The organism is Streptomyces sp. NPDC049585 (genome assembly GCF_040675615.1).
Taxonomy (GTDB): Bacteria; Actinomycetota; Actinomycetes; order Streptomycetales; family Streptomycetaceae; genus Streptomyces; species Streptomyces luteosporeus.
The window spans coordinates 1-26,651 of the sequence record NZ_JBFAPE010000055.1 but is presented as its reverse complement, the minus strand read 5'-3'; the positions used below and the strand labels follow the sequence as shown (position 1 = coordinate 26,651).

Genomic DNA, 26,651 nt, shown 5'->3' with positions numbered 1-26,651 from the left:
GCGTAGATGTCGCAATCCACACCGAGCCAGAAGGCCCTCACCCGTTCAAGCACCCAGCCCGCGTGTCACCAACGTCCCGGGACAACACACCTAGGGCGTGTCCGGCGGATCATGCAGTGCCCCGTAGGGGCGCGGGGAACTGCGCGACAAGCCACGACGTGCCCGCAGACGGGGTGCCGCGCTTCGCCCCGGCGCGTCGGCTGCGGGCCGTCGCCGGCCGATCGCACCCACGCGGCGGCAGCCGCAGATCGACACCGCCCCGCGCCCCTACGGGGCACCGCACGAGCCGGGCACGGCGCCGGCGCCGGCGTCGGCGCTGGCATGATCGGAGGATGTCCGATCGCTTCATCGCCGCCTGTGACGGCGCCTGCAAGGGGAATCCCGGGCCCGCTGCCTGGGCGTACGTGGTTGCCGACGCCCAAGGCGTCCCGCAGCGCTGGGAGGCCGGCCCGCTGGGCCGCGCCACGAACAACGTCGCCGAGCTGACCGCCCTGCAACGGCTCCTGGAGGTCACCGACCCCGCCGTACCGCTGGAAGTGCGGATGGACTCGCAGTACGCCATGAACGCGGTCACCAAGTGGCTGCCCGGATGGAAGCGCAACGGCTGGAGGACGGCGGCGGGCAAGCCCGTGGCCAACCAGGAGCTGGTCGTGCGCATCGACGCCCTCCTGACCGGCCGCGAGGTGGACTTCGTGTACGTCGCGGCGCACCGCGTGGACGGCGACCCCCTCAACGCCCTCGCCGACCAGGCCGCCAGCGATGCCGCGACGGCGCAGCGGGCGGCCGGCACGGTGCACGGCGACGCGGATCTGCCCGTCGTCGACCTGCGGGCGGCCGTCCGCCCGTCCGCGTCGAAGCCGGCGAAGGCGTCCAAGCCGTCCCGGCCCGCCGCGGCGAAGCGCTCGTCGTCGGGTGCGGTGATCAAGGCGAAGTTCGCGGGCCGCTGCCACCAGTGCGGCGAGTCCTACGCCGCGAAGGACCCGATCGCCAAGGGCCCCCGCGGCTGGGGCCACCCCGACTGCCGTACGGGTCTGGCGCCGGCCTGAGGCCGCCCGGTCCTCCCGGCCCTCCCGGCCGGCCGGTCAGCGCGTGGGCTTCGCGGAGGCGTCGTCGTGGTCCGCACCGACGCGGAGGGTGTAGCCGGCCGGGATGTCGTGCTCCGGATCGCCCTTGACCGATACGGCGGACACCTGGGACGAGAACTGCCGGCCGACCGGCAGCATCGGCGTGTACTTGGTGTGTCCGGAGACGACGACCGCCCGCTGCCGTTGCGTGGGCGACGTCGCGATCTCCATCGTGTCGCCGACCTGCGCTCCGGTGAGCTTGCCCCAGACGACCTGACAGCGGCTGCTGTAGCGGATCTCCAGGTGCATCGTGGAGATCCAGTCGTCCGCGATCGTCACGGCCATGTCCGCGCATCCGGCGTCCTTCGGGTCCACGCCCGTGCAGGTGGCGTTGAAGCAGGACGGTGCGGCGGCCGACGCCGCCGCCGGGGAGACCGCGGATGCCGCCGGCGGGGCGGACTTGTCGTCGTCGCCGCCGGCCAACGACGTCGCCAGGGCGCCCGCCACCGAGCCCACCACGGCCACGATCAGCGCGCCCACCAGGGTCTGCGGCCCGTACCGGCCGAGCCGTGACCGGCGGGGCGTACCGGTGTCCTCAAAGTGCTCGGCGGATTGTCGGCCGACGGGGTCGTCCGCGGCGTCACCGTCAACGGTCAAGGGCATGCCGGGAGGGTAGGCGTGGAGGCAGAGGACAGGAAGAGGAGTTCGAGACCGAATCACCCCTTCGAGCGATCACCGAACACGCCCTCGACGGTGTCGGGCACGGAGGCTGCCACGGGCGACGCCACGGGAGCTCCGGGCAGGACCGGCAATTTGGCGGTGGAGAACTTCAGGATCAGCGCCGCCTGGAGCTGCGCCTTGAGGGCGGGATCGTCGACCTCGCCGAGGAGGCGTACGGCCTCCCCCGCGTCGCGCTCGACCTTCATGTCCTGGCGCAGCAGCTGGGTCTGGGACTCCATGTGCTTCAGCGCCCGGTCGGCGCGCCGGTGGAAGAGGGTGCCGATGGCGGTGGTCAGCACGCCGGCGACGCTGGCCACGACGGAGGCGTACTGCTCGCCGTGGCCGCCACCGGCCTTGAAGATGGCCAGTGCCACGCCGGCTATGAGGACGAGCCCGCCCAGCACCGAGCACGCCAGGCTCACACCGAAGGTGCGGCGGGCCTGGATGAGGCCGTAGGCGTAGTACTCGATGAGCAGGGCGGCGAAGCGGTGCGTGTCGTCGTCGGGGGCCTCCTGCCCGTCCTCGCCCTCCCCCGCGGCGGGGCCGCCCAGGACGGCGGCCCGCAGGCGGTTCCTCTCCCTGTCGATGCCCTTGCTGGTGAGGCGGTCGTAGAGCGACGTCGCACCGGTGGCGAGGGCGCCGCTGGCGACGGCTGCGCTGAGGGTTGCCACAACTTCCGGGTCCACAACTGCAGCATCTCACGGCACCGTTGGTCGGTTCGCTCAAACGAACGAGGGACGATGGCGATGGGTCCGGCGCTCGGGGTTGAAGTTGTCGCTGCGGCAACTTCTACCGTCCTGAACAGGCCGGAGGGACCGGCCTGGTGACAGACGGATGCGTGTGAGGGAGACGGTGATGGACTGGCCGATCGCAGAGGTCGCCCGGATGTCCGGCGTGACCGCCCGGACCCTGCGGCACTACGACGAGATCGGCCTGCTCCCGCCCGTACGGATCGGGGCCAATGGCCACCGCTACTACGGGCAGGTCCAGTTGCTGCGCCTGCAGCAGATCCTGGTGCTGCGGGCGCTGGGCCTGGGGCTGCCGGAGATCGGCCGGGTCCTGGCCGAGCAGGTCGACGAGGTGGAGGCCCTGCGCGGCCACCACCGGCGGCTGCTCGCCGAACGCGACCGGCTCGACACCCTGGCCGGCACGGTCTCCCGCACCATCGCCGATCTGGAACGGTCCAGGAAGGACGGCACAGCGATGACCGCGATCAACCGACCGGAGAACCTGTTCGAGGGCGTGGAGCCCTCCCAGTACCTGCAGAGCCTGCGCGACTTCCCCGAGCACGCCGAAGAGGTCGTGCGCACGGTCGCCGGGATGAGCCCGCAGGACCTCGAGGCCGGGCAGCGTGAGCGCACGGCACAGATGATCCGGCTGGCCGAGCTCATGGCCGCCGGCCATGCGGCCGGGGCCGCGCCCGTGCAGGCCGAGGTCGACGTCCAGTACCGGGCCCTGACCGCCCTGCGGGCCGTGACCGCCGACGAGTACCGGGCCATCGGCCGTGCCTGCGTGGACAACGCCGCCTGGCATGCCGCGTACGAGGCCGTCGCACCGGGCCTGGCCGCCTATCAGCGCGACGCCATCGCGGCGTACGCCGACGCCCGGCTCGCCTGACGCGCATTCACCCTGACGGGCGGCGCGTCGACAACACCTCCCCAAATCGAACATTTATACAGTTTCGATGCGAGGAGGTGCTGTCAGTGGGCTGTCACCGAAGGAACGGGAAGAAGCGCGCCGAGAGGAGCACGAAGCTCGTCGAGCGCGGCCTCGGCTGGGCGTTCCGGCTGCTGGTCGCCGTCGTGGCCGCCGTGGCCGGGGAGGTCGCGCGATGGTGGCTGCAGGCGCGGCACTCGCTGTGAACGTGAGCGCCGCGTCAGCCGCCGGCCCGGACCACGTACGGCCGGGAGGCGATCGTGAGGGTCAGCGACACCACGGCCAGGGCGGTCGTCGCCGCCGCCGGGGTGAGGCACAGGGCCAGGCCCCCGCCACCGTGGCGCCGATGCCCTGCCACGTGATGCGCCCCGCGGACTCGACGCCCTGCACCTGGCCGCGCACGGGATCCGGCGTCAGCGCGAGGAGCTGCTCCTGCAGGGGCAGCGTGGCGGCGAATCCGACACTGGCGGCGAACACCGCGACCAGCGCCACCGGCAGCGGCGGATGGACGGCGAACAGGACGTACGGGGCGGCGAGCAGCAGCCGCAGGGTGAACGCCCAGCGGCGGCGCTGCGCCGCACCCAGCAGCCGGCCGACGGCCAGGTCGCCGGCCAGCATGCCCGCGGACGCGGCGGCCAGCAGGGCGCCGGCGTGCCGGGGGGCGTACGGGATGAACAGGGCCTCGCAGCCGACGATCAGACCGTTGGGCACCCAGAGGTTCAGCAGCAGGGCGCGCCGGCCGGGCCGGGAGAAGAGCGTCACGTTCGTCGTCCACGTCTGCCGCAGGCCCGGGCGGCGCGCGAGGCGGATCGAGCGCTCGCGCACGGTACCCGCCACGGCGACGAGCCCGGCCGCGGTCAGGACCGCGGCGAGGACGAAGACGCCCTGCGTGCCGAGGTGTGCCAGCAGGGGGTCGGCGGCGGCGTAGCCGATGACGGCCGTGCCGCCGGCGGTGAGGTTCATCAGGGAACGGGCGAGGGCGTACGCGCAGTCCGGTACGAGCTCGGCGAGCAGCCCCATGCGCGTACCGGTGCCCAGGGCCTGGAAGAAGCCCACCACCAGCAGCAGCCCGAACCGGGCGGCCGGCGGCAGGCCGGGTATCGCCTGGGCGGCCTGGCTCGCCAGGGAGACGGCCTGCAGGGCGACGAGGGTCCGTCGCGGACGACCGCCGTCCGCGACGGACATCAGCGTCAGCGCGCCGATCACCGCCGCGAACGTGGCGCCGTACATGCTCACCGCCGTCAGGAGCGGCGATCCGGTCCGGCGGTCGACGAGCGCGCCGAGCGCGTAGCCCGACAAGCCGCTCGCGGCGGCCGTGAGGACGAAACCGGCGTACATGCCGGCGAATTCGGGGTGGGAGAGGAGCGTGCGATATCCGTGGAACGAGGTGGTGTGGGAAGGCATGAAAAAAGCCTCCGGGGGTCGCACGCGGGCGCCTCCGAAGGCCAACACGCATTACTTTAGCAGCCTGTTGTCATGAATCCTGTAGCCGCCTGCAATAACTGCCGCATCGGGTGCGGGGGCCATGCACGGGGTCAGCAGGGGCTCGTCCTCCTGCGTGGCGCCGGAGAGACCGATGCGGCTGGGGCCGCCACCGTTCTTCCCCTTTTCCGCGACGTAGAAGCTCACGCCCATGCGAATGGGCTGTTTGTGGTCCTCTCCCCAGTGCAGGAAGGGCTTCCATACCGGCCCGGCGTCGACGAGCGTGCCGGTCACGGTCGCCACCGGTCCGCCGACGGTGACGCAATCGACGGTGAAGTCGCCCCAGTTGAACTGCGGCCCCTTGCCCGGTTCGGTCCAGCGGTGCTGGATGCGGAAGGTGCCCCAGGACGTGGCGGGCCGGTTCACGCGGTCCTTCGCGTAGCGACCGTGGGCGTCGACGAACACCTGGATGTCGTTGCCGGGCACGGGATAGCCCATGCGCCCCCACCCCTGGACGCCGACGGTCGATGCGGCCGGTTCCGCCGGTGCGGCCGGTTCCGCGGCGGCGGCCGGAAGGGTCATGGCCGCCGGCGTCAGGACGACGAGAGCAGCGAGGACGACGAGTCCCGTTCCACGGAACGACCTGGGCATGATCTTCTCCGATCCCTTGCGAGCTGCCGGGAGTTGTTGCGGCACACCCCGAGCCTCGCCGACCGCCGCCGCCCCGGGCGTCCCTCCGCGGGCCGAGCCGCTTCGGCCGTGCGGGGGAAGCGCGTACGCCCCGCGGTGGAGGGCGCGCACTGGCGCCGCCGTGCGCACTCCCACGGGCAGTGGCGCGAACGGGTGTTGTTCGCTGGCCGACGCGGGGCCTGCCCCCGAAGATCCCACCATGGGCATCTTCATGGAGACCGAGCGGATGACGCTGCGGCCGTTCACGACGAGCGAGCAGGACCTGGACGCGCTGGTCGAGCTCGACGGCGACCCCGAGGTGATGCGCTACATCAACGGAGGCCGCCCGACGCCCCGTGAGGAGATGCGCGACGAGCGCCTGCCGCGCTTCATGCACCGCCACCCGGGCCTGGGGACGTACGGCTACTGGGCCGCGGAGACCAAGGACACGGGCGAGTTCCTGGGCTGGTTCGAGTTCCGCCCCCTGCAGGACGACAGCCCGGACGTCGTCGAACTCGGCTACCGGTTGCGCCGGGCGGCGTGGGGCAGGGGCTATGCGGTGGAGGGCTCCCGCGCCCTGATCCACAAGGGCTTCACGGACCTGGGCGTCCGCCGCGTGACGGCCAACGCAATGACGGTGCACGCGGCGTCGCGCCGCGTGCTGGAAAAGGCGGGCCTCACGTTCACCCGCACGTTCTTCGGCGACTGGCCGGACGTGATCGAGGGCTCGGAGCACGGGGACGTGGAGTACGAGCTGACGAAGGAGGAGTGGGAGCGGCGGCAGCGGTCCGCTTGACGTCGGGCCGAGCAGGACGCTGCCCCCCACCGAGGAGCAGCCGCGCCCGAGGCGGGGGCGTGCGCCCCCACTGCACGTCGCGCACGCCCCTGCGTGCCGGGCGGGTGTCAGACCCCGCTGCCACCGTTGCCGCATGACCGAGGCAACGACATTCGACGTGACCCTGGTGCACGACAACTGGCCCGAGAAGCAGGCCGGATACTTCGCCGCGCTGGCCGCGGATCCACCCACCGGGTTCGAGTTCTCCCCCAAGATCTGGGGCCACTACCCCGGCATCACCGGTAGCCGCGAGGCACGGACGCGGTTTCACGCCATCGCCAGTGTGGTGGCGGAGGTGGCGCAGAAGCACGGCGTGCTGCTCAACGACGCCGGGGTGGAGAAGCCGCAGGAGTGGTGCGGGGACGACTGGAACCAGCGGATCACCGCGCATCTGCTTCTGATGGCCGCGCACCGGGCCCCGTACTGCGGCCTCACACTCGAGGACCTCGTGGGCTTCCTCCGCTCGACGGCGCCGGCCCAGGCACGCATGGGGCCCGGCACGGACGCGCCCGTCGAGGGCGGCCGGACGCCGAGCTGATCCCGCCCGTGCGACGCCGCGGCCGGCGGTCACGCCCCTCTACAAGTGGCCGAGCAGCTGGTCGAGCGTCCAGTCCGCCTGGCGCAGGATGGAGCGCAAAGTGCCCGGGGCCAACTCGGAGTGCAGGGGCACGATCACCGTACGGTCGTCCGCGCGGTACTTCGCGTGACTGCCCCGCGTGGAGACGTACTCGAAGCCGCCCCGCAGCAGCGCCTTCCCCACCCGCTCGCCGGACAGGCCGCGAGGGACGGCCGGGCTCATGCGACCCGTACCTCCACGGGTGCGGTGATGACGTCGTGCACTTCGGGCACCGGCTCGTCCTCGAAGTACAGCTCCAGCGCCTCGCGCAGATTGGTCAGAGCCTCTTCGATCGTCGATCCCTGGCTCGTCACCTCGACGTCGAGGCAGCGTGCGACATACCAGTCGTCCTCATGGGTGACGGCTGCCGTAAGACGGATGGCCTGCTGGGTCATGCCGTGCAGTGTCGCACGACGGCGAAGGGGCCGGTGGAAATCCACCGGCCCCTTCGCCCGCACGAGTGTGCTGCCGGGCAGCAACGCCTACGCGATGCGGTCCAGCACGATCGGGTTCGGGACGAACGCCGTGCCCGCCGGGGAGATCTCGACGCCGCCGTCCAGCGCGGCCAGGGCGTAGTCGAACTTCTCGGGGGTGTCCGTGTGCAGCGTCATCAGCGGCTGGCCGGCCGCGACGGTGTCGCCCGGCTTGGCGTGCATCTCGATGCCCGCGCCGGCCTGGACCGGGTCCTCCTTGCGGGCGCGGCCGGCGCCGAGGCGCCAGGCGGAGACGCCGACGGCGTAGGCGTCGAGCTTCGTCAGCACGCCGGCCTCCGTCGCCGTCACCACGTGCTGCTCGCGGGCCACCGGCAGGGTCGCGTCGGGGTCGCCGCCCTGGGCGATGATCATGCGGCGCCAGTGGTCCATGGCGGTGCCGTCGCGCAGGGCCTTCTCCGGGTCGGCGTCCTTGACGCCGGCCGCCTGCAGCATCTCGCGCGCGAGTGCCAGGGTCAGCTCGACGACGTCGGCGGGGCCGCCGCCGGCGAGGACCTCGACGGACTCGCGGACCTCGAGGGCGTTGCCGGCGGTGAGGCCGAGCGGGGTGGACATGTCGGTGAGGAGGGCGACGGTCCTGACGCCGTGGTCGGTGCCGAGGCCGACCATGGTGGAGGCGAGCTCGCGCGCGTCCTCGATGTTCTTCATGAAGGCGCCGGAGCCGACCTTGACGTCCAGCACGAGCGAGCCCGTGCCCTCGGCGATCTTCTTGGACATGATCGAGGAGGCGATCAGCGGAATGGCCTCGACGGTGCCGGTGACGTCGCGCAGCGCGTACAGCTTCTTGTCGGCCGGGGCGAGGCCGTCGCCGGCGGCGCAGATGACGGAGCCGACGTTGCGCAGGACGTCCATCATCTCGTCGTTGGAGAGCAGGGCGCGCCAGCCGGGGATGGACTCGAGCTTGTCGAGGGTGCCGCCGGTGTGGCCGAGGCCGCGGCCGGAGAGCTGCGGGACGGCCGCGCCGCAGGCGGCGACGAGCGGGGCCAGCGGCAGGGTGATCTTGTCGCCGACGCCGCCGGTGGAGTGCTTGTCGGCGGTGGGCAGCGGCAGGGAGGAGAAGTCCATGCGCTCGCCGCTGGAGATCATCGCGGCGGTCCACCGGGCGATCTCCGCGCGGTCCATGCCGTTGAGCAGGATCGCCATCGCGAGGGCGGACATCTGCTCGTCGGCGACGACGCCACGGGTGTAGGCGTCGATGACCCAGTCGATCTGCTCGTCGCTCAGACGGCCGCGGTCACGCTTGGTGCGGATAACGGAAATGGCGTCCATCAGCACATTTTCCTTAGGTTCGTAGTCCTCAGGTCTTCCCGGGTCCGGAAAGTGACCCGGACGGGCTGAAAGATCAGCCCGTCCGGCGCTTGAGGACATCTTCAACGATTCAGGTCGGCGGGCCCAAACGCGTCCGGCAGGAGCTCGGCGAGCGGGCGGACGCCCTTCGTGGTGTCCACGGCGAGCTCCGGGCCACCGTGCTCCCACAGGAGCTGGCGGCAGCGGCCGCACGGCATCAGGATGTTGCCGTGGCGGTCGCAGCAGGTGAAGTGGGTCAGGCGGCCGCCGCCGGTGGCGATCAGCTCCGAGACCATGCCGCACTCGGCGCACAGGGCGACGCCGTAGGCGGCGTTCTCCACGTTGCAGCCGCTGACGACGCGGCCGTCGTCCACCAGGGCCGCCGAGCCGACGGGGAAGCCGGAGTACGGGGCGTAGGCCCGGGACATCGCGTCCCGGGCCTGCGCGCGCAGGGCCTCCCAGTCGACGGAAGGTGAGGACGTCACTTGCCCTGGCCCTTCCGGTACGGCTTGCCGTCCGCCTTGGGCGGCCGCAGGCGGGTCGCGGACAGCGACAGCACCAGCAGGGTGGCGACGTACGGGGTGGCGTCGACGAACTCCAGCGGCACGGTCTTGGTCAGCGCGTACCAGAGGAAGAGCAGCACGGCGACGACGCCGCTGACGACGGCCGCCTTGACCTTGCTGCCCTTCAGGCGCCACAGCGCCAGGCCCACCAGCAGCACGGCGACGAGCAGCAGCAGCGCGTGGACGGTCGGGCCGCCGGAGCGCAGCTGGAGGCTGTCCATGAAGCCGAACAGGCCGGCGCCCATGGCCACGCCGCCCGGCCGCCAGTTGCCGAAGATCATCGTGGCGAGACCGATGTAGCCGCGGCCACCGGTCTGACCGTCGGAGTACATGTGCGTGCCGATGGCCAGGAAGGCACCGCCGAGGCCGGCGAGGGCGCCGGAGACGACGACGGCCGCGTACTTGTACGTGTAGACGTTCACGCCGAGGGACTCTGCGGCCACCGGGCTCTCGCCGCAGGAGCGCAGGCGCAGGCCGAAGGCCGAGCGCCACAGCACGAAGAACGTGCCGACGAAGAGCAGGGCGGCGACGATCGTCAGCCAGGAGACGTCGGAGACCAGGCCGTCGAGGATGCCGGCGAGGTCGGAGACCAGGAACCAGTGGTGCTTCTCGATCGAGTGCAGCCAGTCGGACAGCCCCGGGATGGAGAAGTCCGGCATGTTGGCCATGACCGGCGACTGCTTGTCGTTGCCGCCCGCCTGCTGGGCCGCGCTGCCCGCGGCACCGAACCACAGCTTGGCGAGGTACTGGGTCACGCCCAGCGACAGGATGTTGATCGCGACGCCGGAGATGATGTGGTCGACGTTGAAGGTGACCGTGGCGATCGCGTGGATGACACCGCCGAGGGCACCGCCGACGATGCCCGCCGCGGCGGCGGCCCACGGGCCGTACTGCCAGCCCACGGCACCGGCGCAGAAGGTGCCGAGCATCATCATGCCTTCGAGGCCGATGTTGACGATGCCGGAGCGCTCGGCCCACAGGCCGCCGAGGCCGGCGAGGCCGATGGGCACGGCCGCGCCGAGCGCGCCGGACCACTGGCCGGAGGAGGTGAGGTCCTCGGCGCCGGTGACGGCCCGCAGCGCGGACAGCAGCACCAGGGCGCCGGCGAGGATCAGCAGGACGACGGGGTAGGAGAGCTTGCGGCCCTCGCGCTTGTTCTTGCCGCTCAGCTTCTCGGTCAGAGCGGCCGTGAAGGTCGTACTCATGCGGCGGCCTCCGCCTTGTCGCTCTTACGGGCCTGGGCGGCGAGCTCCTCGCCGACCTTGCGCTGCTGGACCTTCAGGCCGTAGCGGCGCACGATCTCGTAGGCGATGACGACGCACAGGACGATGACGCCCTGGATCACGCCGACGATCTCCTGGGCGTAGCCCTCGAACTCCAGCTGGGTGCCGGTGCGCTCCAGGAAGCCCCACAGCAGGGCGGCCAGCGCCATGCCGATGGGGTTGTTGCGACCGAGGAGGGCGATGGCGATGCCGGTGAAGCCGATGCCGGTGGGGAAGTCGGTGCCGTAGTTGTACGAGACGCCGAGCAGGGTCGGCATGCCGACGAGGCCGGCGACCGCACCGGAGAGCAGCATGGAGGTGATCACCATGCGCTTGACGCTCACACCGCTGGCCTGCGCGGCCGACTCGGACTGGCCGACGGTGCGCAGGTCGAAGCCGAAGCGGGTGCGGTTGAGGACGAACCAGTAGGCCGCACCGGCCAGGGCCGCGACCACCACGAAGCCGAGGACCGGCTTGGTGGCGGTGGGGAACTCGAAGAAGTGGGCGGAGTCCGGCAGGTAGGGCGTGTGGATCAGGTTGCCCTCCTTCTTCGCCAGCCGCCCGTCCTGCAGGAGGTAACCGATGATCGAGGCGCCGATGGCGTTCAGCATGATCGTGCTGATGACCTCGTTGACGTTGCGGGTCACCTTCAGCAGACCGGCGATGCCGGCCCACACGGCGCCCACCGCCATCGCGACCAGGATGATCACCGGGATCTGGACGATGCCCGGCAGCGTCAGCGCGCCGCCGACGACCGCGGCGAAGAACGCCGCGATGCGGTACTGGCCGTCCACACCGATGTTGAACAGGTTCATCCGGAAGCCGATGGCCACCGCCAGCGCGGACAGGTAGTACGGCGTCGCCTTGTTGATGATCCAGACCTGGCTGTCGGCCTTGGATCCGAAGTCCAGCATGACCTGGTAGGCGTGGAACGGGTCCTTGCCGGTGGCCATGATGATGACCGAGGTGATCACCAGGGCGGTGACGATCGCCAGCACCGGGGCGGCGAGGCCCAGGATCAGCTTGTTCTTGTCGAACTTCTTCACTTCGAGTCACCGCCTTCCTGGGTGTCGTCGCTCTCGTTGTCATCGGTGGAGGTCTCGCCGGAGGACTCCTGCGGGGTCTCCTGCGGGGTCTCCTCCGCCTGCTCCGCCGCCTCCTCGTGCTCGAGGTGGCCGCTCGCCGCGCCCGTCATGGCCGAGCCCAGCTCCTCCGGGGTGATCGTCGCGGGGTCGGCGTCCGCGACGAGACGGCCGCGGAACATCACCCGCAGCGTGTCGGAGAGGCCGATCAGCTCGTCCAGGTCGGCGGAGATCAGCAGGACCGCCAGGCCCTCGCGGCGCGCCTCGCGGATCTGGTCCCAGATCTGCGCCTGCGCACCGACGTCCACGCCGCGGGTGGGGTGGGCGGCGATGAGCAGCTTGGGGTTGTGGCTCATCTCGCGGCCGACGATCAGCTTCTGCTGGTTGCCGCCGGACAGGGAGGCCGCGGTGACCTCGATGCCGGGGGTGCGCACGTCGTACTCGCGCACGATGCGCTCGGTGTCGGCGCGGGCGGCCTTGTTGTCGAGGAGGGGGCCGCGGGTGTTGGGCTTCTCCGTGACGTGGCCGAGGATGCGGTTCTCCCACAGCGGCGCTTCGAGCAGCAGGCCGTGACGGTGGCGGTCCTCGGGGATGTAGCCGATGCCGCCCTCGCGACGCTTGCGCGTCGGGGCGGTGGTGATGTCCGTCCCGTCGAGGGTGACGACGCCGCCGTCGGGGGTGCGCATGCCCATGATGGCCTCGACGAGCTCGGCCTGGCCGTTGCCCTCCACACCCGCGAGGCCGAGGACCTCGCCCTTGTGGATGGTGAAGGTGATGCCGTCGAGGACGGCGCGCACGACGCCGTCGGAGTCGGTGGCCGACAGGTGCAGGCCGTCGACGGTGAGCATGGGCACGTCGGTGACCGTGGACTCACGGGTCTCCGGCGAGGGCAGCTCCTCGCCGACCATCAGCTCGGCCAGCTGCTTGGGCGTGGTCTCGCTGGGGATCGCGGTGCCGACGGTGGTGCCGCGCCGGATGACGGTGATGTCGTCGGCGACGGAGAGCACCTCGCCCAGCTTGTGCGAGATGAAGATGACCGTCAGGCCCTCGGACTTGAGCTCGCGCAGGTTGTCGAAGAGCGCGTCGACCTCCTGGGGGACCAGGACGGCGGTCGGCTCGTCGAGGATCAGCGTGCGCGCACCCCGGTAGAGGACCTTGAGGATCTCCACGCGCTGGCGGTCGGCGACGCCGAGGTCCTCGACGAGGACGTCGGGGCGCACGCCCAGGCCGTACGCGTCGGAGATCTCCTTGATCTTCTTGCGGGCCTTGTTGCCGATGCCGTGGAGCTTCTCGGCGCCGAGGACGACGTTCTCCAGGACGGTGAGGTTGTCGGCGAGCATGAAGTGCTGGTGCACCATGCCGATGCCACGCGCGATGGCGTCGGCCGGGCTGTTCAGGGTGACCTGCTCGCCGTCCAGGGTGATGGTGCCCTCGTCCGGCTTCTGCATGCCGTAGAGGATCTTCATCAGGGTCGACTTGCCGGCGCCGTTCTCGCCGCACAGGGCGTGGACGGTGCCGCGGCGGACCGTGAGGCGGATGTCGTGGTTGGCCACGACACCGGGGAAGCGCTTGGTGATGCCGGCGAGCTCCACCGCATTGGCGGTGGCTGCGCCGGATTCGGGGCTGGACGCTTTGATGGCGCACTCTCCTCGAGGGGAAGGGAGCGGGGGGCCGGACCGGCCGTGCGGGGGTCGGCGGTACGACGGGGCGGGGGACGACGCTACACGCGTCAATACGGTGCTACGCGCGTAGCGTGGGGGCACCGCCCAGCGTTAGCTGGGGGATCGTATGTACGGGCCCGGCCGTGAGGGTACTCCCTCACCACCGGGCCCGCAGGTCTTCCGGGACCGGTCCGGATCCGGCTCACCGCCGGCCCGGACCGGGCAGGATCACGGGGAGGTCTTGACCTTGACCTGGCCCTCGACGATCTGCTTCTTCGCGGCCTCGATCTTGTCCTTGATGTCGTCGATGAAGCCACCGGAGGTGGCCAGCGACACGCCGCCGTCCTTCAGCAGGTACTGGTGCGGGCCCGTCAGCGGCTTGCCGTCCTTGACGCTCTTGGCGAGGTCGTACACGGAGACGTCCACGTTCTTCACCACGGAGGTGAGGATGGAGCCCTTGTACTTGTCCAGACCCGGCTGCTGGTACTGGTCGGAGTCGACGCCGATCGCCCAGGCGCCCTTCTGGGCGGCGACGGCCTCGATGGAACCGTTGCCCGACAGACCGGCGGCCGTGTAGATCACGTCGATGCCGCGGTCGAGCATGCCCTTGGCCTTCTCCTTGGCGGCGGCCGGGTCGTTGAAGCCCTTGTCGTTGTTGGCGTACAGGTACTCCGAGGTGACCTCGACACCGGAGTCGGTGGCCTTGGCACCCTGCTCGAAGCCCGCCTGGAACTTCTGGATCAGCGCGTTGTTCACACCGCCGATGAAGCCGACCTTGTGGTTCTTCGACTTCAGCGCGGCGGCGACACCGGCGAGGTAGGAGCCCTCGTGCTCACCGAAGGTGATGCTGTCGATGTTGTTGCCGGGGGCAACCGAGTCCACGACCGCGAAGGTGGTCTTGGGGAAGTCCTTGGCGACCTTCTCCACCGACTTGGAGTAGTTGAAGCCCACGCCGATGACCGGGTTGTAGCCCGCCTCGGCCAGGGAGCTCAGCCGCTGCTCGCGGTCGGCCTCGGTCTCGCCGTTCTTGGCGGTCATGGCCTTGCTGGTGTAGCCGAACTCCTTGTCGGCCTTGTCCATGCCACGAGCGGCGGACTCGTTGAAGGAGTGGTCGTCGCGGCCGCCGACGTCGAAGGCAAGGCCGATGCCCTTGCCCTTGCCGCCGCCTCCGGACTCGGTCGAGGACTCACCACAGGCGGTGAGAGTGAATGCGAGAGCCGCGGTGGCAATGCCCGCGACAGTGATCGTGGATACCCGGCGCACGAGGGGGCCCCTTCACTCGAAGCGCCTCCATTGGCGCTGTCTTTCGCCGGGAATCGTAACGCGCGTAGATGGAGATAAAAGGGGTGCAAGGAAGCCGTTATCGTTTCGTCGTCAACCCTTCTTGACCCGAATGCCTACATTCGGTTGCCGTCCAGCAAGGCGGCGGCCGTGAACAGCTCCACTCCGACCTCGATCGCGCCCTCGTCCACGTCGAAATCACCACAGTGCAGGTCACGACGGGTCGTATCCCCCACCGGACGCACTCCCAGCCGGGCCATGGCGCCCGGGACGTGCTCCAGGTACCAGGAGAAGTCCTCCCCGCCCAGGCTCTGCTCGGTGTCCTCCACGGCGTAGCGGCCGCGGCGCGCGGTCATGGCGCGCCGCAGCAGGGAGGTGACCTCGGCGTCGTTGACCACCGGCGGCACCCCGCGCAGGTAGCTGATCTCCGATTTGGCGTTGTGCAGGCCGGCGACCTCGTCCACCGCGGCGTGCACCAGGTCCGGCGCCTGGCGCCAGGTGTGCACGTCCAGGCAGCGGACGGTGCCGGCGAGCTCGGCGCGCTGCGGGATGACGTTGCAGGCGTGGCCCGTCTCCAGCCGGCCCCAGGTCACCGACAGCCCCGAGCGGGCGTCGGCGCGCCGGGAGAGCACGGCGGGCACGTCGGTGGCCACCCGGGCGGCGGCGGTCACCAGGTCGGTGGTCAGGTGCGGGCGGGCGGTGTGGCCGCCGGGGCCCGACAGGGTGACCTCCACCCGGTCGCAGGCCGAGGTGATCGCGCCGGTGCGCAGGCCCAACCGGCCGACCTCGACCTTGGGGTCGCAGTGCACGGCCAGGATGCGGCCCACGCCGTCCAGCGCGCCGCACTCGATCGCGTCGAGGGCGCCGCCGGGCAGCACCTCCTCGGCGGGCTGGAAGACCAGTCGCACGGGGTGGGGCAGCAGGCCCTGCTCGGCGAGGTCGGCCAGGACGAGGCCGGCGCCCAGCACGACGGTGGTGTGCACGTCGTGGCCGCAGGCGTGGGCCATCTTCGGGACCGTCGAGCGGTACGGGACGGTCTTGGTGTCGGGGATGGGCAGCGCGTCCAGGTCGGCGCGCAGGGCGAGCACCGGCCGGCCGGCCGCCCGGAACGAGGCGCTGTCGCGGCCGATGTCGCAGATCAGGCCGGTGCCGGCGGCGAGCGTACGCGGTCTGAGCCCTGCCTTCTCGAGCCGGGCCCGCACCGCGGCGGTGGTGCGGAACTCGCGGTTGCCCAGCTCGGGGTGCATGTGCAAGTCGCGACGGAAGGCGATGAGTTCGCTGCGGAGCCCGGGCGGAAGCGCGCCGGGAAGTCGGCTGTCAGTGGTTTGGGGATCGGCTTCGCAGGGCATCAGGTGATTCACCCTGCGAAGATTAGAGCCCCGAATGGGGCAACTGCCCCTTGATCACAAAAAGTTCAGCCGCATGGATGGGTCGCACGGGGGGTATGACCCGTATTTACGGCGTACCTTCGGCGACACGCGGCTGCGGAACGGGCGCGTACGGAAGTCGGCGCACTGCGCGTGCGCTCCCCGTGACCCCCGCGAGGAAGCCCTCGGCGCGGGGCGAGGCGTGGGCGGTGAGCCAGGTGGGGTCCACGTCGCAGACGGCGACGGTCACCCCGGTGCCGGCCAGGGCCAGCGGCAGGGTGTGCACGACAGTGGAGGGGAAGCTGAGGACGGTGCGGCCTATGGGGCCACGCCGGGCCACCAACTCCAGGGGCAGCGTCGGCCGGACGATCTCCACGTCCAGCCGCTCGGCTATGCGGCGCAGCTTGGCAGGGGCCTCGCGGCGGTGGGCGAAGTAGCGGGTGGCGCCGTGGGCGCGGGCCAGGGCGGCCACGGCCTCCAGGTAGCGCTCGGGATCGACGACACCGGTCTCCACCAGGGAGGTGCCCACCAGGTCCGTCCCCCGGGTGAGGGAGGGCGGGCCGTGCGCGGCCCGGGTCCAGGCGAAGTCGTTGGCCGTGACGGTCACTCCCGGTGGCGCGTCGAGGGGCATGGCGGTGAAGATCTCCACCGTACGACGGTCGTCGGGCGTGAGCTTCCGGCGCGTGGAAGCGGATACCGGCGCGAATATCAGGTCACGCGCCCCCCGCGTGCCGCTGCGGTGCCAGCGCACCAGGCGCTCCCCGCGGGCGAGTTGACCGGCGAACTCCATGGTCGCCGTGCCGTCGTCGACCACCACCAGCTCCCGGGCCCGCGTGATCGTCAGCAGCAGCTGCACGTACCGCGAGAACGGGTCGCCGATCACCACCCGCCGCGCGGCCCGCAGCGGTCCGGCGAGCCCCCCGATCGTGCCCACCGGGGCCATCGGCCCGCCCCGCGCCTCCTCCCAGCGCAGTCGGTGCCCCTGGTCCCGCGCCAGCTCCGCCATCCGGCGCAACTGACCACGCGTCATCGGGTCGTGCGGGGCGAGCACGACCACCAGCAGGTCGCCGGCCAAAGGGGTGATGTCCCGGGCACCGGGCTGCCGGGGCACGCCGTCGCGCAGCCGACGGCGCGGCGGGTGGTGAGCTGCGTGGTACGCCCATTCGAGGACGTTCAGCAACTGCACCGGGCTCTCGACGAAGGCCAGCGTGGAGGCGGGGGGCCCGCCTGTCTCCCTTGTCACCGGCTGCGGCCGCTCAGACGGCGGCCACGCGGCGCAGTTTGCGCATCGGGCCCAGTTCGCTGTCGTACACCCGCTTGATCCCGTCGCCCAGGGCCTCCTCGACCACCCGGATGTCGCGCACCAGGCGCTGCAGGCCGCCCGGTTCGACGGAGGCGGCCTGGTCCGAGCCCCACATCGCGCGGTCGAGGGTGATGTGCCGCTCGACGAACGCCGCGCCGAGCGCGACCGCGGCGAGCGTGGTCTGCAGGCCCGTCTCGTGACCGGAGTAACCGATGGGCACATTGGGGTACTCGGCCATCAGCGTGCCGATCACCCGCAGGTTGAGCTCGGCCGCCTTCGCGGGGTACGTGGAGGTGGCGTGGCACAGCACGATGTTCTCGCTGCCCAGCACCTCCACGGCGTGCCGGATCTGCTGCGGCGTCGACATGCCCGTCGACAGCACGACGGTACGGCCCGTCGCGCGCAGGGTGCGCAGCAGCTCGTCGTCCGTGAGGGAGGCCGAGGCCACCTTGTGCGCCGGCACGTCGAACTTCTCCAGGAAGGCCACCGACTCGACGTCCCACGGCGAGGCGAACCACGCGACACCGCGCTTACGGCAGTGCTCGTCGATCGCCCGGTACTCCTCCTCGCCGAACTCGACGCGGTGCCGGTAGTCGATGTACGCCATGCGGCCCCACGGCGTGTCGCGCTCCAGCTGCCACTGGTCACGTGGCGTGCACACCTCGGGCGTGCGCTTCTGGAACTTCACGGCGTCACAACCGGCGGCGGCCGCCGCATCGATCAGCGCGAGGGCGGTGGTGAGATCGCCGTTGTGGTTGATGCCGATCTCACCGGTGACGTAGACGGGGTGGCCGGGGCCCACGGGGCGGTCGCCGAGCATCCGGGTCCGGGTACGCGGAGCGGAGGTCATCACGGGGGTTCTTCCTTAGGGCTGAGGACTCAGGGCGGGGACTCAGGGCTGGGGAGGTGAGGACTGCTGCAGGGAAGGTCCGAGAAGCCAGGCCGCGATCTCGCGCACCGCGCCGCGCCCACCACGGGCCACGGTCACGGCCCGGGCCGCGGCCCGTACGACCGGATGCGCATCGGCCACCGCGACCGGCCAGCCGGCGAGCGCCATGCACGGCAGGTCGTTGACGTCGTTGCCGGCGTACAGCACGCGATCCGGATCGACGCCCTGCTCGGCACACCACTGCTTGAGCGCGGCGTCCTTGCGCTCACTGCCGTGGATCACGGGCACCCCGAGCTTGCGGGCCCGGGCGGCGACCACGGGATTCGTCTCCGACGACAGCACCAGCACCGCCAACCCCGCCCGGCGCAGCGCCGCCACGCCCAGGCCGTCACCGCGGTGCACGGCGACGAGCTCGCGGCCGTCGGCATCGATCAGGACACGGTCGTCGGTCTGCGTACCGTCGAAGTCGAGGACGACCGCGTCGACGGCGTCGCGGGCGGGCAGGGTCTGCGGGTCGAGCAGGGGGGCGAGGGCGCGTGCGCGCTCCAGGTCGTGCGGGTCGTCTATCTCCAGCACGCGGGAGGGGTCGGTGACGACGAGGTCGGTACGGCCGAAGAAACGGTGCCGGGTGGTGCGGAAGCGGTCGGCGCGCATGGCGTAGGCGGCACCGGTCTCCAGGAACTCGGGGGTGCGGTCCTGCCGGCGGGGGCGGAACGAGACGTCATGGTTGACGCCGGTGCCGGGTGCGCCTGCGGCGGGCCTCTCCCCAGCCCCGCCCTCTCCCCGTCTCCCGGGGGCTCCGCCCCCGGACCCCCGGTCCTCGAACGCCGGACGGGCCGGGGGTGGTACCCGCCACACGAAGCCGTGGAACGGCGCCACCGTCAGGGCCGTGTCCGCGCCGTCGTGGAGGACGGCGGCCGCGACGCCGTCGATGTCGGTCGCCGTCAGGAAGGGGCTGGTGCACTGCACCAGCAGGACGACGTCCACGTCGCCCCCGTGCGCCTCCATCGCATGCACCACCGCCCCCTCGCTGCTCGCCTCGTCCCCCGACAGCTCCGCCGGCCGGTGGACGATCTCCGCTCCCGCGGCCCGGGCGGCCGCGGCGACGGCGGGGTCGTCGGTGGAGACGACGACGTCGGTCACGAGGCGTGCCGCGAGGCATTCGCGTACCGCTCGGGCCACGAGGGGCATGCCTCCCACCGGGGCGAGGTTCTTGGCGGGGACGCCCTTGGAGCCGCCGCGGGCGGGGATGACCGCCAGGACCACAGCCATCAGAGTTCTCCCAACCGGCGCACGACCGGCGCCACGCGCTGCACTCCGTGCCGGTACGCCCCGCGGGCCGCGTCGCGCAGGGCGCCGCGGACGGCTTCGCGGACCGCGCCCCGCCGTGGCGGGGAGGGATCGCGCAGGGGGCGGCCCTGGGGGTCGAAGCCGTGGCGGGCGAGGAGGCCGGGGAGGTAGCCGGGGGCCGTGTGCACGGAGTAGTAGGGGTTCACGGGCGGCAGGGCGGGCAGGGCGGCGAGTTCGGCGACGCGGGCGCGGGCCGCGTCGAAGGCCCGGGCGTAGGAGCCGTCCGCTGCCACGCCCTGCCGGTCGGCCCAGGCGGGATCGGCCCGGGGCAGGTGGCCGGCGTCGAGGTCGTCCCAGGAGGCGAGGCAGCCGGAGCCGAGGAAGTGGTGGTTGCCGAGGGGTTCGCGGATGCCGAGGTCGGTCAGGACGGCGGTCGGGATGCCGCGGTGGAGGGCTTCGAGGGCGGCGGTGGAGCTGACGGTGACCAGGAGGTCGGTGCGGTCGAGGACCTCGCCCATGTGCCCGTAGACGAGGCGGCAGTTGGGCGGGAGTCCGCCCGGGAGGCGGGCCGCAAGCTTCTGGTAGGGGAGTTCTTCGATGTGCGTGGTGTGTTCGCCGGGGCGGCTGCGCAGCTTGATGAGCACCTCGCGGCCGGGGTGGGCGCGTGCGTGGCGGACGGCGCGTTCGAGGAGGTGACGGCGGTCGGCGCGGTTGTCCGGTACGGAGGGCTGGGCGGCGAAGACGACGGTGAAGGGGCGCCGGGCGTCCGGCGCGTACGGGGTGCCGCCGAGGAACGGCAGGGCGCATTCGGTGACCGCGTCGGCGGGGGCGCCGACGCCCTCGTAGACGGCGCGGAAGCGCTCGGCGTCGTGGCGGGAGTTGGCGAGGACGACGTCCGCGCCGTGCCGCAGCAGCAGGCCGTCGGCGAGCTTCTCGTAGACAACACCGACGTAGCCGGTGACGACGACGGGCCGGTGCGGCGCGTCCCGCCAGGCGTGCCGCAGCCCGTGCAGGAGGGCCTGGACGGCGCCGCCGACGCAGGCGAGCACCACGACGTCGTACCGGTCCCGGCCGGCCGCGGCGGCGAAGGCGCCGCCGGTGACCTCGCGCAGGCTGTCCGCGCGGACGCCGACCTCGGTCAGTTGCCGTACGGTCGGTGTGGCCCGGCCCCGCAGCAGGTGGCCGTGCAGCCGACCGTCGGGGGCGAGGCGGTGCGCGGTCAGCGCGCCCCATTTCCACCGGGTGTCGGAGTCCGCGAGCACGGCGACGCGCCGCGGGAATTCGGTACGTGATGGCACGTCGCCGACGATAGGAATACATTCCGTTTCACTGCCCAACGCCACTTCAACAAGCGGTGAACAACACGTCGACGGCCGGCGAAGCTGCGCGCGCGACAAGGCGGTTCATCGATCCGCCGCGCTTCGTTCACTTACGATTCCGCCCGCCTTCAGGGCGAATGCCGGGGCGGCGCTTAGCGTGCGACGAGTGGTCAAGCTCTCGGTCATCGTGCCGTTCTTCAACGTGCAGACATATGCTTCCGACACGCTGAGAAGCCTGGAGTCGAACAGTTTCGAGGGTGTCGAATTCCTGCTCGTCGACGACTGTTCGACGGACGGCACGGCGGCCCTGCTGGAGCGGGCCGCCCGCCGGCTGCCGGGCGCCCGGCTGCTGCGGCACGCGCGCAACGAGGGGCTGGCCACGGCCCGCAACACCGGGCTGGACGCGGCGCGCGGGCAGTACGTCACCTTCCTCGACGGCGACGACTGGCTGGCCCCCGGCCATTACGAGCGGCTGCTGGCGGTGGTCGAGGAGCTGGGCGTGGACTTCGTGCGCACCGACCACGTGCAGTGCACCGGCCGCACCCGGACCGTCCAGCGGGTGCCCGTGGGCCCGCGCGGGGTGGCGCTGGCACCGCGGGAGGCGATCCTGCCGGCCGACCGCTCGACCTCCGTCGACTATCCGTACGCCTGGGCCGGCATCTACCACCGGCGACTGCTGGAGGCGGGGCTGCTGCATTTCGTGCCCGGGCTGCGCACCGCCGAGGACCGGCCGTGGATCTGGCGTCTGCACCGCGAGGCGCAATCATTCGCCGTCAGCGGATTGCTGGGCGTTTTCTACCGCCGCGGTGTCGCCACCTCGCTCACCCAGATCGGTGACGAACGTCAACTCGATTTCCTTCGCGCATTCGACCGGGTAATCGAGGAGACGGCCGCCGACCGGGACGCGGGAGAACTCCTTCCGAAAGCCGTGCGCACCTATTGCGCGATCATTTCCCACCACCTCGGGAACATCGAGCGATTCGAACCCGCGGTCGCCCGGAAACTGCGCGCGCGAGGCGCGGCCGCCCTCAAGCGCCTGCCCCGGCCGCTGGTGGACGGCGCGCTGGACGCCATGGACGTGGACCGCGCCGTTCCCTTGCGCCGGCTGCGCCGCCGCCCGCTCGCCGCGAAGGCGGCCGCCTGATGCCGGCGCCCGCGCCGCGCCGGCGCACGCAGCTGTTCCTCGCCTCCACCCTGTACGGCGCCGCCACCCTGGCCGCCGCCCTCGACGCCGGGCTCTTCCCCGCCGCCGACCGCCGCCTGCTGGTGGTCGCCAACACCGCCGCCGTGCCCGAGACCACGCCCGCCTTCGACACCGCCCCGGGCTTCGAGCGGCTGCGCTCCCGCTTCGACGGCGTGCTGTCGTGGAACGAGGCGATCGCCCCCCTGCACCCCACCGGCTGGTCCCCGCGCCCGGACGACGTCCCCCTGTGGGAGCGGCACCTGCGGCTGCTGTGGGGGCTTCAGGCGGACGAGATCTCCCTCGTCCTGGAGTCCCTGCAGGTCAGCCCGGCCCTCGCGGTCGCCCAGGTGTTCGCGGACGCGTCCGTGGACGTCTACGCCGACGGGCTCATGAGCTACGGCCCCACCCGCAGCAGACTCGACCCGCTGGTCGGCACCCGGGTGGGCCGCCTGCTCCACCTCGACCTGGTGCCGGGCCTGGGGCCGCTGCTGCTGACCGAGTTCGGCGTGCCGCAGGTGATCGTGCCGGGCGAGGTCTTCACCAAGGTGCTGGCCGAGCTCGCGGACGCCTGCGCCGCCGGGCTGCCCGCCGCGCCCGAGGGCGCGGCCCTGGTGCTCGGCCAGTACCTGTCGGCCCTGGACATCCTCTCGCCCGAGGAGGAGGAGCGCCTGCACGTGCGCATGCTGCGCGGTGCGGTCGGCCGCGGGCACCGCGAGGTGGTCTTCAAACCGCACCCCTCGGCCCCGGCCCGCTGGTCGACGCTGCTGGAGGAGGAGGCGCAGCGGCTCGGCGCCCGGCTGACCGTGCTCGACGCGCCCGTTCTCGCCGAGGTCGTCTACCAGCGGCTGCGGCCCGCGCTCGTCGTCGCCTGCTTCTCCACGGCCCTGCTCACCGCGCGCACCTTCTACGACCTGCCGGTGGCCCGCGCGGGCACCGGCCTGCTGCTGGAGCGGCTCACCCCGTACCAGAACAGCAACCGCGTGCCCGTCACGCTCGTCGACGCGCTCCTCGACGATGTCGAAGACAGCGACGTCGAGGAAGGCGGCGGCGCGCCGCCCCCGGCCGACCTCCAAGGACTGCTGGCCGCCGTCGGCTTCGCGATGCAGCCGCAGGTGCTGCCCGCTCTGCGCCCCGCCGCCGAGCGCTACCTCGCCTCCCACCTGGACGCGAGGACCCGGCGCTACTTCAAACGGCGCCGCCTGACCGCGCTGGGGCTGCCCGGCGCCGTCCCGGCCCCGCTCGCCCTCCTGCCCCGCAGCCCGCGCGTGCGCAGGCTGGTGCGCCGGGTGCGGGCACTGCGCCGGAGGGCGGCATGACGCTCCTCGACGTCCCCGCGCAGGCCGCGCAACCGCAGCCGGAACCCGCCCGTCCCGCCGGTCGGCTGTACGCCCTGGACGGGTTGCGGCTGGTGGCCGCGCTGATGGTGGCGCTGTACCACTACGGCGGCCGGGACGGTGACGTCTCGCGCGCCTGGGGCGCCTCGCCGCGCCACGAGTTCCCGCACCTGTCGACGGCGTTCGCGTACGGCTGCCTGGGCGTGCAGATCTTCTTCGTCATCAGCGGCTTCGTGATCTGCATGAGCGGCTGGGGCCGCCCTCTGCGCGCGTTCGTCGCCTCGCGCGCCGCCCGCCTCTACCCCGCCTACTGGGCGGCCGTCGTGCTCGTCACGCTGGTCTTCGCGCTGCCGTGGGTGGCGTACAAGACCGTGTCCCCCAGTGACACGCTCGTCAACCTCACCATGCTCCAGCAGCCCGCGGGTGCCGAGCGGGTGCTCGGGGTGTGCTGGACGCTGTGGGCGGAGGTGCGCTTCTACGCCCTCTTCGCGCTGTTCGTCGTGCTGCCCGGGGCCTCGCGCCGGCGCGTGGTGCTGTTCTGCGCGGTGTGGACGCTGATGACGGTCGTCACCACGGCGTCGCACGTGGAGTTCCTGCGGGTGGTGTTCATGCCGGAGCACGCGATGTTCTTCATCGGCGGCATCGGCCTGTATCTGGTGCACCGCTTCGGCAACGACGCGACCGCCTGGGGCATTGTGGGCGTGAGCTTCCTGCTGGGCCAGCACTACGCGGTGGCGGGGCTGTGGCACCCGCCGGGCCCGGGCCACTTCTCGTACCGCTCGGCGTACGTCATCGTCGCCGTTCTCGCCCTCGGGTACGCGGCCGTCGCGGCGGTGGCCACGGGCAGGACGGGGTGGGCCACATGGCGCTGGCTGCCCTTCGCGGGCGCGCTGACGTACCCGTTCTACCTGGTGCACGAACACCTGGGGTGGGTGGTGATCGGCGCCCTGCACCGGGGGCTGGGCATCCCGTCGTACGCGACGTTCGCGCTGACGCTGCTGGTGATGCTGGTGCTGGCGTGGGTGCTGCACCGGTTCGTGGAGCGGCGGCTGACCCCCGTGCTGCGCAGGTCACTGAGCAGGTAGCAGGGTCGCCTCGATACCGGCGACGACGGCCCGCAGGCCGGCCTCGAAGCCCGCCTCCAGGTCGCCGAACACCTCCCAGCCCGCCTCGGTGGCCAGCGGGTGCCCCTCGATGCGGCGGGCGCGCTCGCTCAGGTCGTAGACGGGGTCGCGCTCCCCGCCGGGGACGGGGTAGACCGACTGCTCCTCCATGACGTGGCCCATGGTGTACGTGTTGACGGTGAACCAGGCGCGGGCAGCCGCGCGCGGCGTGAAGCCCGCGGCCACCAGCACCCGCATCGCCCTCTCCAGCGGTCCCGCGTAGCTGTCGTCCGTGAAGCGGGTGCCGCCGAAGACCTTGGCGCCGTCGCGGTACTCGAGCAGGGCGCGGCGCTGCACCCGGGCGCAGTCGGCCAGGAACGTGCGCCAGTCGCCCGGGTCGAGGGCGGTCAGGTCGTCCGCCATGCGACGGAAGATCACCGTCGCCATCTCGTCGAGCAGTTCCTGCTTGTTCTTGAAGTGCCAGTACAGGGCCGGGGCGCGGCAGTCGAGTTCCTGGGCGATCCGGCGCAGGGTCAGGCCCTCCAGGCCCACGTCGTTCAGCAGCCGGAGCGCGGTGTCGGCCACGAGGGACCGGTCGATGCGAGAAGCCACGCTTGACACCTTAACGCCGTTCAGTTCAGGCTGACAGTGCCATGAACTTAACAACGTTAAGCGAAAGGGAGGGGCGCCCCATGGACGCCGAGCACACCGAGGTGCTGATCGTCGGAGCCGGCCCCACCGGCCTCGTCCTCGCCATCGACCTCGCCCGCCGCGGCATACCCCACCGCCTCGTCGAACGCTCCGGACGCACCTTCCCCGGCTCCCGGGGCAGCGGCATCCAGCCGCGCACGCTCGAAATGTTCGACGACCTCGGCGTGGTGGACGCCGTCCTCGCCGACAGCGCCCCCATCAAGCCCATGCAGATCTGGGACGGCCGCCGGCGCGGCGGGGTCCGGCCCCTGGCCGAACCCGCCGCCGACTCCCCCGGCATCCCCTACCGCACCCCGCGCCTGCTGCCGCAATGGCGCACCGTCGAGATCCTGCGGGCACGCCTCGAAGAACTCGGCGGAAGCGTCGAGTTCGACACCGAACTCACCGGCTTCCACCAGGACGCCGACGGCGTCACCGCCACCCTCGGCACCGGCGCCACCGTACGAGCCCGCTACCTGGTCGCCACCGACGGCGGACGCAGCACCGTCCGCAAGGCCCTCGGCGTGCCCTTCGAAGGCAACGACGTCGCCAGTGGAGGCGCCATCGTCGCCGACCTCGTCCTCGACGGACCGGACGCCGACGCCTTCGACACCGACCACTGGCACATGTGGCCACGGGCCGAGGGCGGACTCGTCGGCATCAACCAACTGCCCGGCGCCGCCTCCAAGCAGACCATCATCATCTTCGAGGACCCCGACCACGACCTCGACATCGAACGCGACGCCACGCCCGAGGCGCTCGGACGGCTCCTGACCGAACGCACCGGACACCGGCTCGCGGTCCGCGAGGTCCACTGGGCCTCCGTCTACCGGCCGCGCGTGGCCATGGCCGAACGCTTCCGCGTGGGCCACGTGCTGCTGGCCGGCGACGCGGCCCACGTCCACCCGCCGTCCGGCGGACAAGGCCTCAACACCAGCGTCCAGGACGCGTACAACCTGGGCTGGAAGCTCGAAGCCGTCCTGCGGCGCGGAGCCGACGACACGCTGCTCGACACGTACGACGAGGAACGGCGCGGCATCGCCGGCGGCGTCCTCGGCCTCTCCCAACGCGTCTTCCGCGCCGACCGGGCCGACGGGGGCCTCTCCGTCCGCGGCCCCGAGACGCACCAGCTGACGCTGGGGTACCGGGGCGGGGCGCTCAGCCGCGAGGCCCGGCGGGGCCCGGACCTCTCGGCCGATGCCCTCACGGCGGGCGACCGGGCGCCGGATGCGGACGGGGTGCTCTTCGACGCGTTCCGGGGGCCGCACTTCACGCTGCTGATCGTCGGGGACGAGCCGGCGCCGGAGGCGGTGCCGGAGTGGGTGCGGGTGTGCCGGGTGGCGGCGGAGGGGTACGTGAAGGAGGCGTACGGGCCGGGGGTGTTCGTGATCCGGCCGGACGGGTACGTGGGGTTGGCGGCGGACGACGCGGCCGGCGTGGCGGACTACCTGCGGGTCGTGGGCGGTTAGCCCCCGTTTCCCGGGGCTCCGCCCCGGACCCCGGTCCTCGAACGCCGGACGGGCTGCATTGCAGCCCGGCCCGCGGTGGAGGGGACCCGGGGGAG

Annotated in this window: 27 protein-coding genes; 9 read left to right on the top strand and 18 right to left on the bottom strand. The window is 72.0% G+C overall.

All coding sequences use genetic code 11. From position 1 onward, the window contains the following. Positions 1 to 332: 332 nt before the first annotated feature. Positions 333 to 1,046 carry a ribonuclease H gene (locus AB0K17_RS29930; protein WP_365984913.1) on the top strand — a complete coding sequence of 238 codons (714 nt, stop codon included), beginning with the start codon at positions 333 to 335 and terminating at the stop codon, positions 1,044 to 1,046. Positions 1,047 to 1,082: 36 nt separating this feature from the next. On the opposite strand, the gene AB0K17_RS29925 is transcribed toward AB0K17_RS29930, so the two are convergent. Beyond that, positions 1,083 to 1,727 carry a DUF2690 domain-containing protein gene (locus AB0K17_RS29925; protein WP_365984912.1) on the bottom strand — a complete coding sequence of 215 codons (645 nt, stop codon included), beginning with the start codon at positions 1,725 to 1,727 and terminating at the stop codon, positions 1,083 to 1,085. A 53-nt stretch (positions 1,728 to 1,780) separates the two neighbouring features. Further along, a complete protein-coding gene (locus AB0K17_RS29920) occupies positions 1,781 to 2,455 on the bottom strand; it encodes a hypothetical protein (RefSeq protein WP_365984911.1) in 675 nt (224 codons plus the stop codon). A 184-nt stretch (positions 2,456 to 2,639) separates the two neighbouring features. Between AB0K17_RS29920 and AB0K17_RS29915 the strand changes: the two genes are divergently transcribed. Next, positions 2,640 to 3,401: a MerR family transcriptional regulator gene (locus AB0K17_RS29915; protein WP_365984910.1), complete on the top strand. Its 762-nt coding sequence runs from the start codon at positions 2,640 to 2,642 to the stop codon at positions 3,399 to 3,401. A gap of 86 nt (positions 3,402 to 3,487) precedes the next feature. Next, entirely contained in the window at positions 3,488 to 3,646 is a 159-nt protein-coding gene (locus AB0K17_RS29910) for a hypothetical protein (protein WP_365969891.1), read from the top strand. 61 nt (positions 3,647 to 3,707) lie between these two features. On the opposite strand, the gene AB0K17_RS29905 is transcribed toward AB0K17_RS29910, so the two are convergent. Further along, a complete protein-coding gene (locus tag AB0K17_RS29905) occupies positions 3,708 to 4,844 on the bottom strand; it encodes an MFS transporter (RefSeq protein WP_365984909.1) in 1,137 nt (378 codons plus the stop codon). Positions 4,845 to 4,895: 51 nt separating this feature from the next. Next, the gene (locus AB0K17_RS29900) at positions 4,896 to 5,513 is read right to left on the bottom strand and encodes a hypothetical protein (RefSeq protein WP_365984908.1); all 618 of its coding nucleotides are present in this window, start codon (positions 5,511 to 5,513) and stop codon (positions 4,896 to 4,898) included. A gap of 238 nt (positions 5,514 to 5,751) precedes the next feature. On the opposite strand from AB0K17_RS29900, the gene AB0K17_RS29895 reads away from it, so the two are divergent. Together AB0K17_RS29895 and AB0K17_RS29890 are read left to right on the top strand one after the other, a co-directional pair. Continuing rightward, positions 5,752 to 6,327, top strand: a complete 576-nt coding sequence (locus AB0K17_RS29895; RefSeq protein WP_365984907.1) for a GNAT family N-acetyltransferase — start codon at positions 5,752 to 5,754, stop codon at positions 6,325 to 6,327. A gap of 133 nt (positions 6,328 to 6,460) precedes the next feature. Then, positions 6,461 to 6,904, top strand: coding sequence for a hypothetical protein (locus AB0K17_RS29890; protein WP_365984906.1), 444 nt, complete (start codon positions 6,461 to 6,463; stop codon positions 6,902 to 6,904). Positions 6,905 to 6,943: 39 nt separating this feature from the next. Here the strand turns inward: AB0K17_RS29890 and AB0K17_RS29885 are convergent, their stop codons facing one another. The 13 genes from AB0K17_RS29885 to AB0K17_RS29825 form a co-directional block, all read right to left on the bottom strand. Then, on the bottom strand, positions 6,944 to 7,165 hold the full coding sequence (locus tag AB0K17_RS29885; RefSeq protein WP_365984905.1) for a type II toxin-antitoxin system HicA family toxin: 222 nt from the start codon (positions 7,163 to 7,165) through the stop codon (positions 6,944 to 6,946). Next, complete coding sequence (locus AB0K17_RS29880; protein WP_365984904.1) at positions 7,162 to 7,377, bottom strand: type II toxin-antitoxin system HicB family antitoxin; 216 nt, start codon at positions 7,375 to 7,377, stop codon at positions 7,162 to 7,164. The genes AB0K17_RS29885 and AB0K17_RS29880 overlap by 4 nt, the downstream gene beginning before the upstream one ends. Positions 7,378 to 7,464: 87 nt before the next feature. Continuing rightward, positions 7,465 to 8,742, bottom strand: a complete 1,278-nt coding sequence (locus AB0K17_RS29875) for a thymidine phosphorylase (protein WP_365984903.1) — start codon at positions 8,740 to 8,742, stop codon at positions 7,465 to 7,467. Positions 8,743 to 8,843: 101 nt separating this feature from the next. After that, positions 8,844 to 9,245 (bottom strand): cytidine deaminase, encoded by a 402-nt coding sequence (locus AB0K17_RS29870; RefSeq protein ID WP_365969885.1) that lies wholly within the window; start codon positions 9,243 to 9,245, stop codon positions 8,844 to 8,846. Continuing rightward, complete coding sequence (locus AB0K17_RS29865) at positions 9,242 to 10,528, bottom strand: ABC transporter permease (protein WP_365984902.1); 1,287 nt, start codon at positions 10,526 to 10,528, stop codon at positions 9,242 to 9,244. Before AB0K17_RS29865 ends, AB0K17_RS29870 begins: the two co-directional genes overlap by 4 nt. Further along, positions 10,525 to 11,631, bottom strand: a complete 1,107-nt coding sequence (locus AB0K17_RS29860) for an ABC transporter permease (protein ID WP_365969883.1) — start codon at positions 11,629 to 11,631, stop codon at positions 10,525 to 10,527. Before AB0K17_RS29860 ends, AB0K17_RS29865 begins: the two co-directional genes overlap by 4 nt. Continuing rightward, positions 11,628 to 13,259, bottom strand: a complete 1,632-nt coding sequence (locus AB0K17_RS29855) for an ABC transporter ATP-binding protein (protein ID WP_365969882.1) — start codon at positions 13,257 to 13,259, stop codon at positions 11,628 to 11,630. The genes AB0K17_RS29860 and AB0K17_RS29855 overlap by 4 nt, the downstream gene beginning before the upstream one ends. Before the next feature lie 297 nt (positions 13,260 to 13,556). Next, positions 13,557 to 14,591 (bottom strand): BMP family ABC transporter substrate-binding protein, encoded by a 1,035-nt coding sequence (locus AB0K17_RS29850; RefSeq protein ID WP_344432797.1) that lies wholly within the window; start codon positions 14,589 to 14,591, stop codon positions 13,557 to 13,559. 134 nt (positions 14,592 to 14,725) lie between these two features. After that, positions 14,726 to 15,958 carry an amidohydrolase gene (locus AB0K17_RS29845; protein WP_365969896.1) on the bottom strand — a complete coding sequence of 411 codons (1,233 nt, stop codon included), beginning with the start codon at positions 15,956 to 15,958 and terminating at the stop codon, positions 14,726 to 14,728. Between the two features lie 106 nt (positions 15,959 to 16,064). Beyond that, the gene (locus tag AB0K17_RS29840) at positions 16,065 to 17,219 is read right to left on the bottom strand and encodes a hypothetical protein (protein ID WP_365969881.1); all 1,155 of its coding nucleotides are present in this window, start codon (positions 17,217 to 17,219) and stop codon (positions 16,065 to 16,067) included. A 13-nt stretch (positions 17,220 to 17,232) separates the two neighbouring features. Continuing rightward, entirely contained in the window at positions 17,233 to 18,129 is an 897-nt protein-coding gene (locus AB0K17_RS29835; RefSeq protein WP_365969879.1) for an N-acetylneuraminate synthase family protein, read from the bottom strand. Between the two features lie 42 nt (positions 18,130 to 18,171). After that, positions 18,172 to 19,440 (bottom strand): acylneuraminate cytidylyltransferase, encoded by a 1,269-nt coding sequence (locus AB0K17_RS29830; protein ID WP_365984901.1) that lies wholly within the window; start codon positions 19,438 to 19,440, stop codon positions 18,172 to 18,174. Beyond that, positions 19,440 to 20,756 (bottom strand): DUF6716 putative glycosyltransferase, encoded by a 1,317-nt coding sequence (locus AB0K17_RS29825; protein WP_365984900.1) that lies wholly within the window; start codon positions 20,754 to 20,756, stop codon positions 19,440 to 19,442. The genes AB0K17_RS29830 and AB0K17_RS29825 overlap by 1 nt, the downstream gene beginning before the upstream one ends. Before the next feature lie 187 nt (positions 20,757 to 20,943). On the opposite strand from AB0K17_RS29825, the gene AB0K17_RS29820 reads away from it, so the two are divergent. Genes AB0K17_RS29820 through AB0K17_RS29810 form a run of 3 tightly spaced genes read left to right on the top strand, consistent with a single transcriptional unit; the run spans position 20,944 to position 24,379 of the window. Next, positions 20,944 to 21,921, top strand: a complete 978-nt coding sequence (locus AB0K17_RS29820) for a glycosyltransferase family 2 protein (RefSeq protein WP_365969876.1) — start codon at positions 20,944 to 20,946, stop codon at positions 21,919 to 21,921. Next, positions 21,921 to 23,276 carry a polysialyltransferase family glycosyltransferase gene (locus tag AB0K17_RS29815; protein ID WP_365969875.1) on the top strand — a complete coding sequence of 452 codons (1,356 nt, stop codon included), beginning with the start codon at positions 21,921 to 21,923 and terminating at the stop codon, positions 23,274 to 23,276. The genes AB0K17_RS29820 and AB0K17_RS29815 overlap by 1 nt, the downstream gene beginning before the upstream one ends. Then, positions 23,273 to 24,379: an acyltransferase gene (locus AB0K17_RS29810; protein ID WP_365969874.1), complete on the top strand. Its 1,107-nt coding sequence runs from the start codon at positions 23,273 to 23,275 to the stop codon at positions 24,377 to 24,379. The genes AB0K17_RS29815 and AB0K17_RS29810 overlap by 4 nt, the downstream gene beginning before the upstream one ends. On the opposite strand, the gene AB0K17_RS29805 is transcribed toward AB0K17_RS29810, so the two are convergent. Then, positions 24,365 to 25,009 (bottom strand): TetR/AcrR family transcriptional regulator C-terminal domain-containing protein, encoded by a 645-nt coding sequence (locus AB0K17_RS29805; protein WP_365984899.1) that lies wholly within the window; start codon positions 25,007 to 25,009, stop codon positions 24,365 to 24,367. The two genes, AB0K17_RS29810 and AB0K17_RS29805, sit on opposite strands and share 15 nt — an antisense overlap. 80 nt (positions 25,010 to 25,089) lie before the next feature. Between AB0K17_RS29805 and AB0K17_RS29800 the strand changes: the two genes are divergently transcribed. Beyond that, positions 25,090 to 26,556 carry an FAD-dependent monooxygenase gene (locus AB0K17_RS29800; RefSeq protein ID WP_365984898.1) on the top strand — a complete coding sequence of 489 codons (1,467 nt, stop codon included), beginning with the start codon at positions 25,090 to 25,092 and terminating at the stop codon, positions 26,554 to 26,556. The last annotated feature ends 95 nt before the right edge of the window (positions 26,557 to 26,651 follow it).

What these genes read in the sequence shown, in the direction of transcription:
- AB0K17_RS29930 (WP_365984913.1), top strand. Translation starts at nt 333, where the DNA reads ATGTCCGATCGCTTCATCGCCGCCTGTGACGGCGCCTGCAAGGGGAAT.
- AB0K17_RS29925 (WP_365984912.1), bottom strand. Translation starts at nt 1,727, where the DNA reads ATGCCCTTGACCGTTGACGGTGACGCCGCGGACGACCCCGTCGGCCGA.
- AB0K17_RS29915 (WP_365984910.1), top strand. Translation starts at nt 2,640, where the DNA reads ATGGACTGGCCGATCGCAGAGGTCGCCCGGATGTCCGGCGTGACCGCC.
- AB0K17_RS29905 (WP_365984909.1), bottom strand. Translation starts at nt 4,844, where the DNA reads ATGCCTTCCCACACCACCTCGTTCCACGGATATCGCACGCTCCTCTCC.
- AB0K17_RS29900 (WP_365984908.1), bottom strand. Translation starts at nt 5,513, where the DNA reads ATGCCCAGGTCGTTCCGTGGAACGGGACTCGTCGTCCTCGCTGCTCTC.
- AB0K17_RS29895 (WP_365984907.1), top strand. Translation starts at nt 5,752, where the DNA reads ATGGGCATCTTCATGGAGACCGAGCGGATGACGCTGCGGCCGTTCACG.
- AB0K17_RS29890 (WP_365984906.1), top strand. Translation starts at nt 6,461, where the DNA reads ATGACCGAGGCAACGACATTCGACGTGACCCTGGTGCACGACAACTGG.
- AB0K17_RS29885 (WP_365984905.1), bottom strand. Translation starts at nt 7,165, where the DNA reads ATGAGCCCGGCCGTCCCTCGCGGCCTGTCCGGCGAGCGGGTGGGGAAG.
- AB0K17_RS29880 (WP_365984904.1), bottom strand. Translation starts at nt 7,377, where the DNA reads ATGACCCAGCAGGCCATCCGTCTTACGGCAGCCGTCACCCATGAGGAC.
- AB0K17_RS29875 (WP_365984903.1), bottom strand. Translation starts at nt 8,742, where the DNA reads ATGGACGCCATTTCCGTTATCCGCACCAAGCGTGACCGCGGCCGTCTG.
- AB0K17_RS29865 (WP_365984902.1), bottom strand. Translation starts at nt 10,528, where the DNA reads ATGAGTACGACCTTCACGGCCGCTCTGACCGAGAAGCTGAGCGGCAAG.
- AB0K17_RS29845 (WP_365969896.1), bottom strand. Translation starts at nt 15,958, where the DNA reads ATGCCCTGCGAAGCCGATCCCCAAACCACTGACAGCCGACTTCCCGGC.
- AB0K17_RS29835 (WP_365969879.1), bottom strand. Translation starts at nt 18,129, where the DNA reads ATGACCTCCGCTCCGCGTACCCGGACCCGGATGCTCGGCGACCGCCCC.
- AB0K17_RS29830 (WP_365984901.1), bottom strand. Translation starts at nt 19,440, where the DNA reads ATGGCTGTGGTCCTGGCGGTCATCCCCGCCCGCGGCGGCTCCAAGGGC.
- AB0K17_RS29815 (WP_365969875.1), top strand. Translation starts at nt 21,921, where the DNA reads ATGCCGGCGCCCGCGCCGCGCCGGCGCACGCAGCTGTTCCTCGCCTCC.
- AB0K17_RS29810 (WP_365969874.1), top strand. Translation starts at nt 23,273, where the DNA reads ATGACGCTCCTCGACGTCCCCGCGCAGGCCGCGCAACCGCAGCCGGAA.
- AB0K17_RS29800 (WP_365984898.1), top strand. Translation starts at nt 25,090, where the DNA reads ATGGACGCCGAGCACACCGAGGTGCTGATCGTCGGAGCCGGCCCCACC.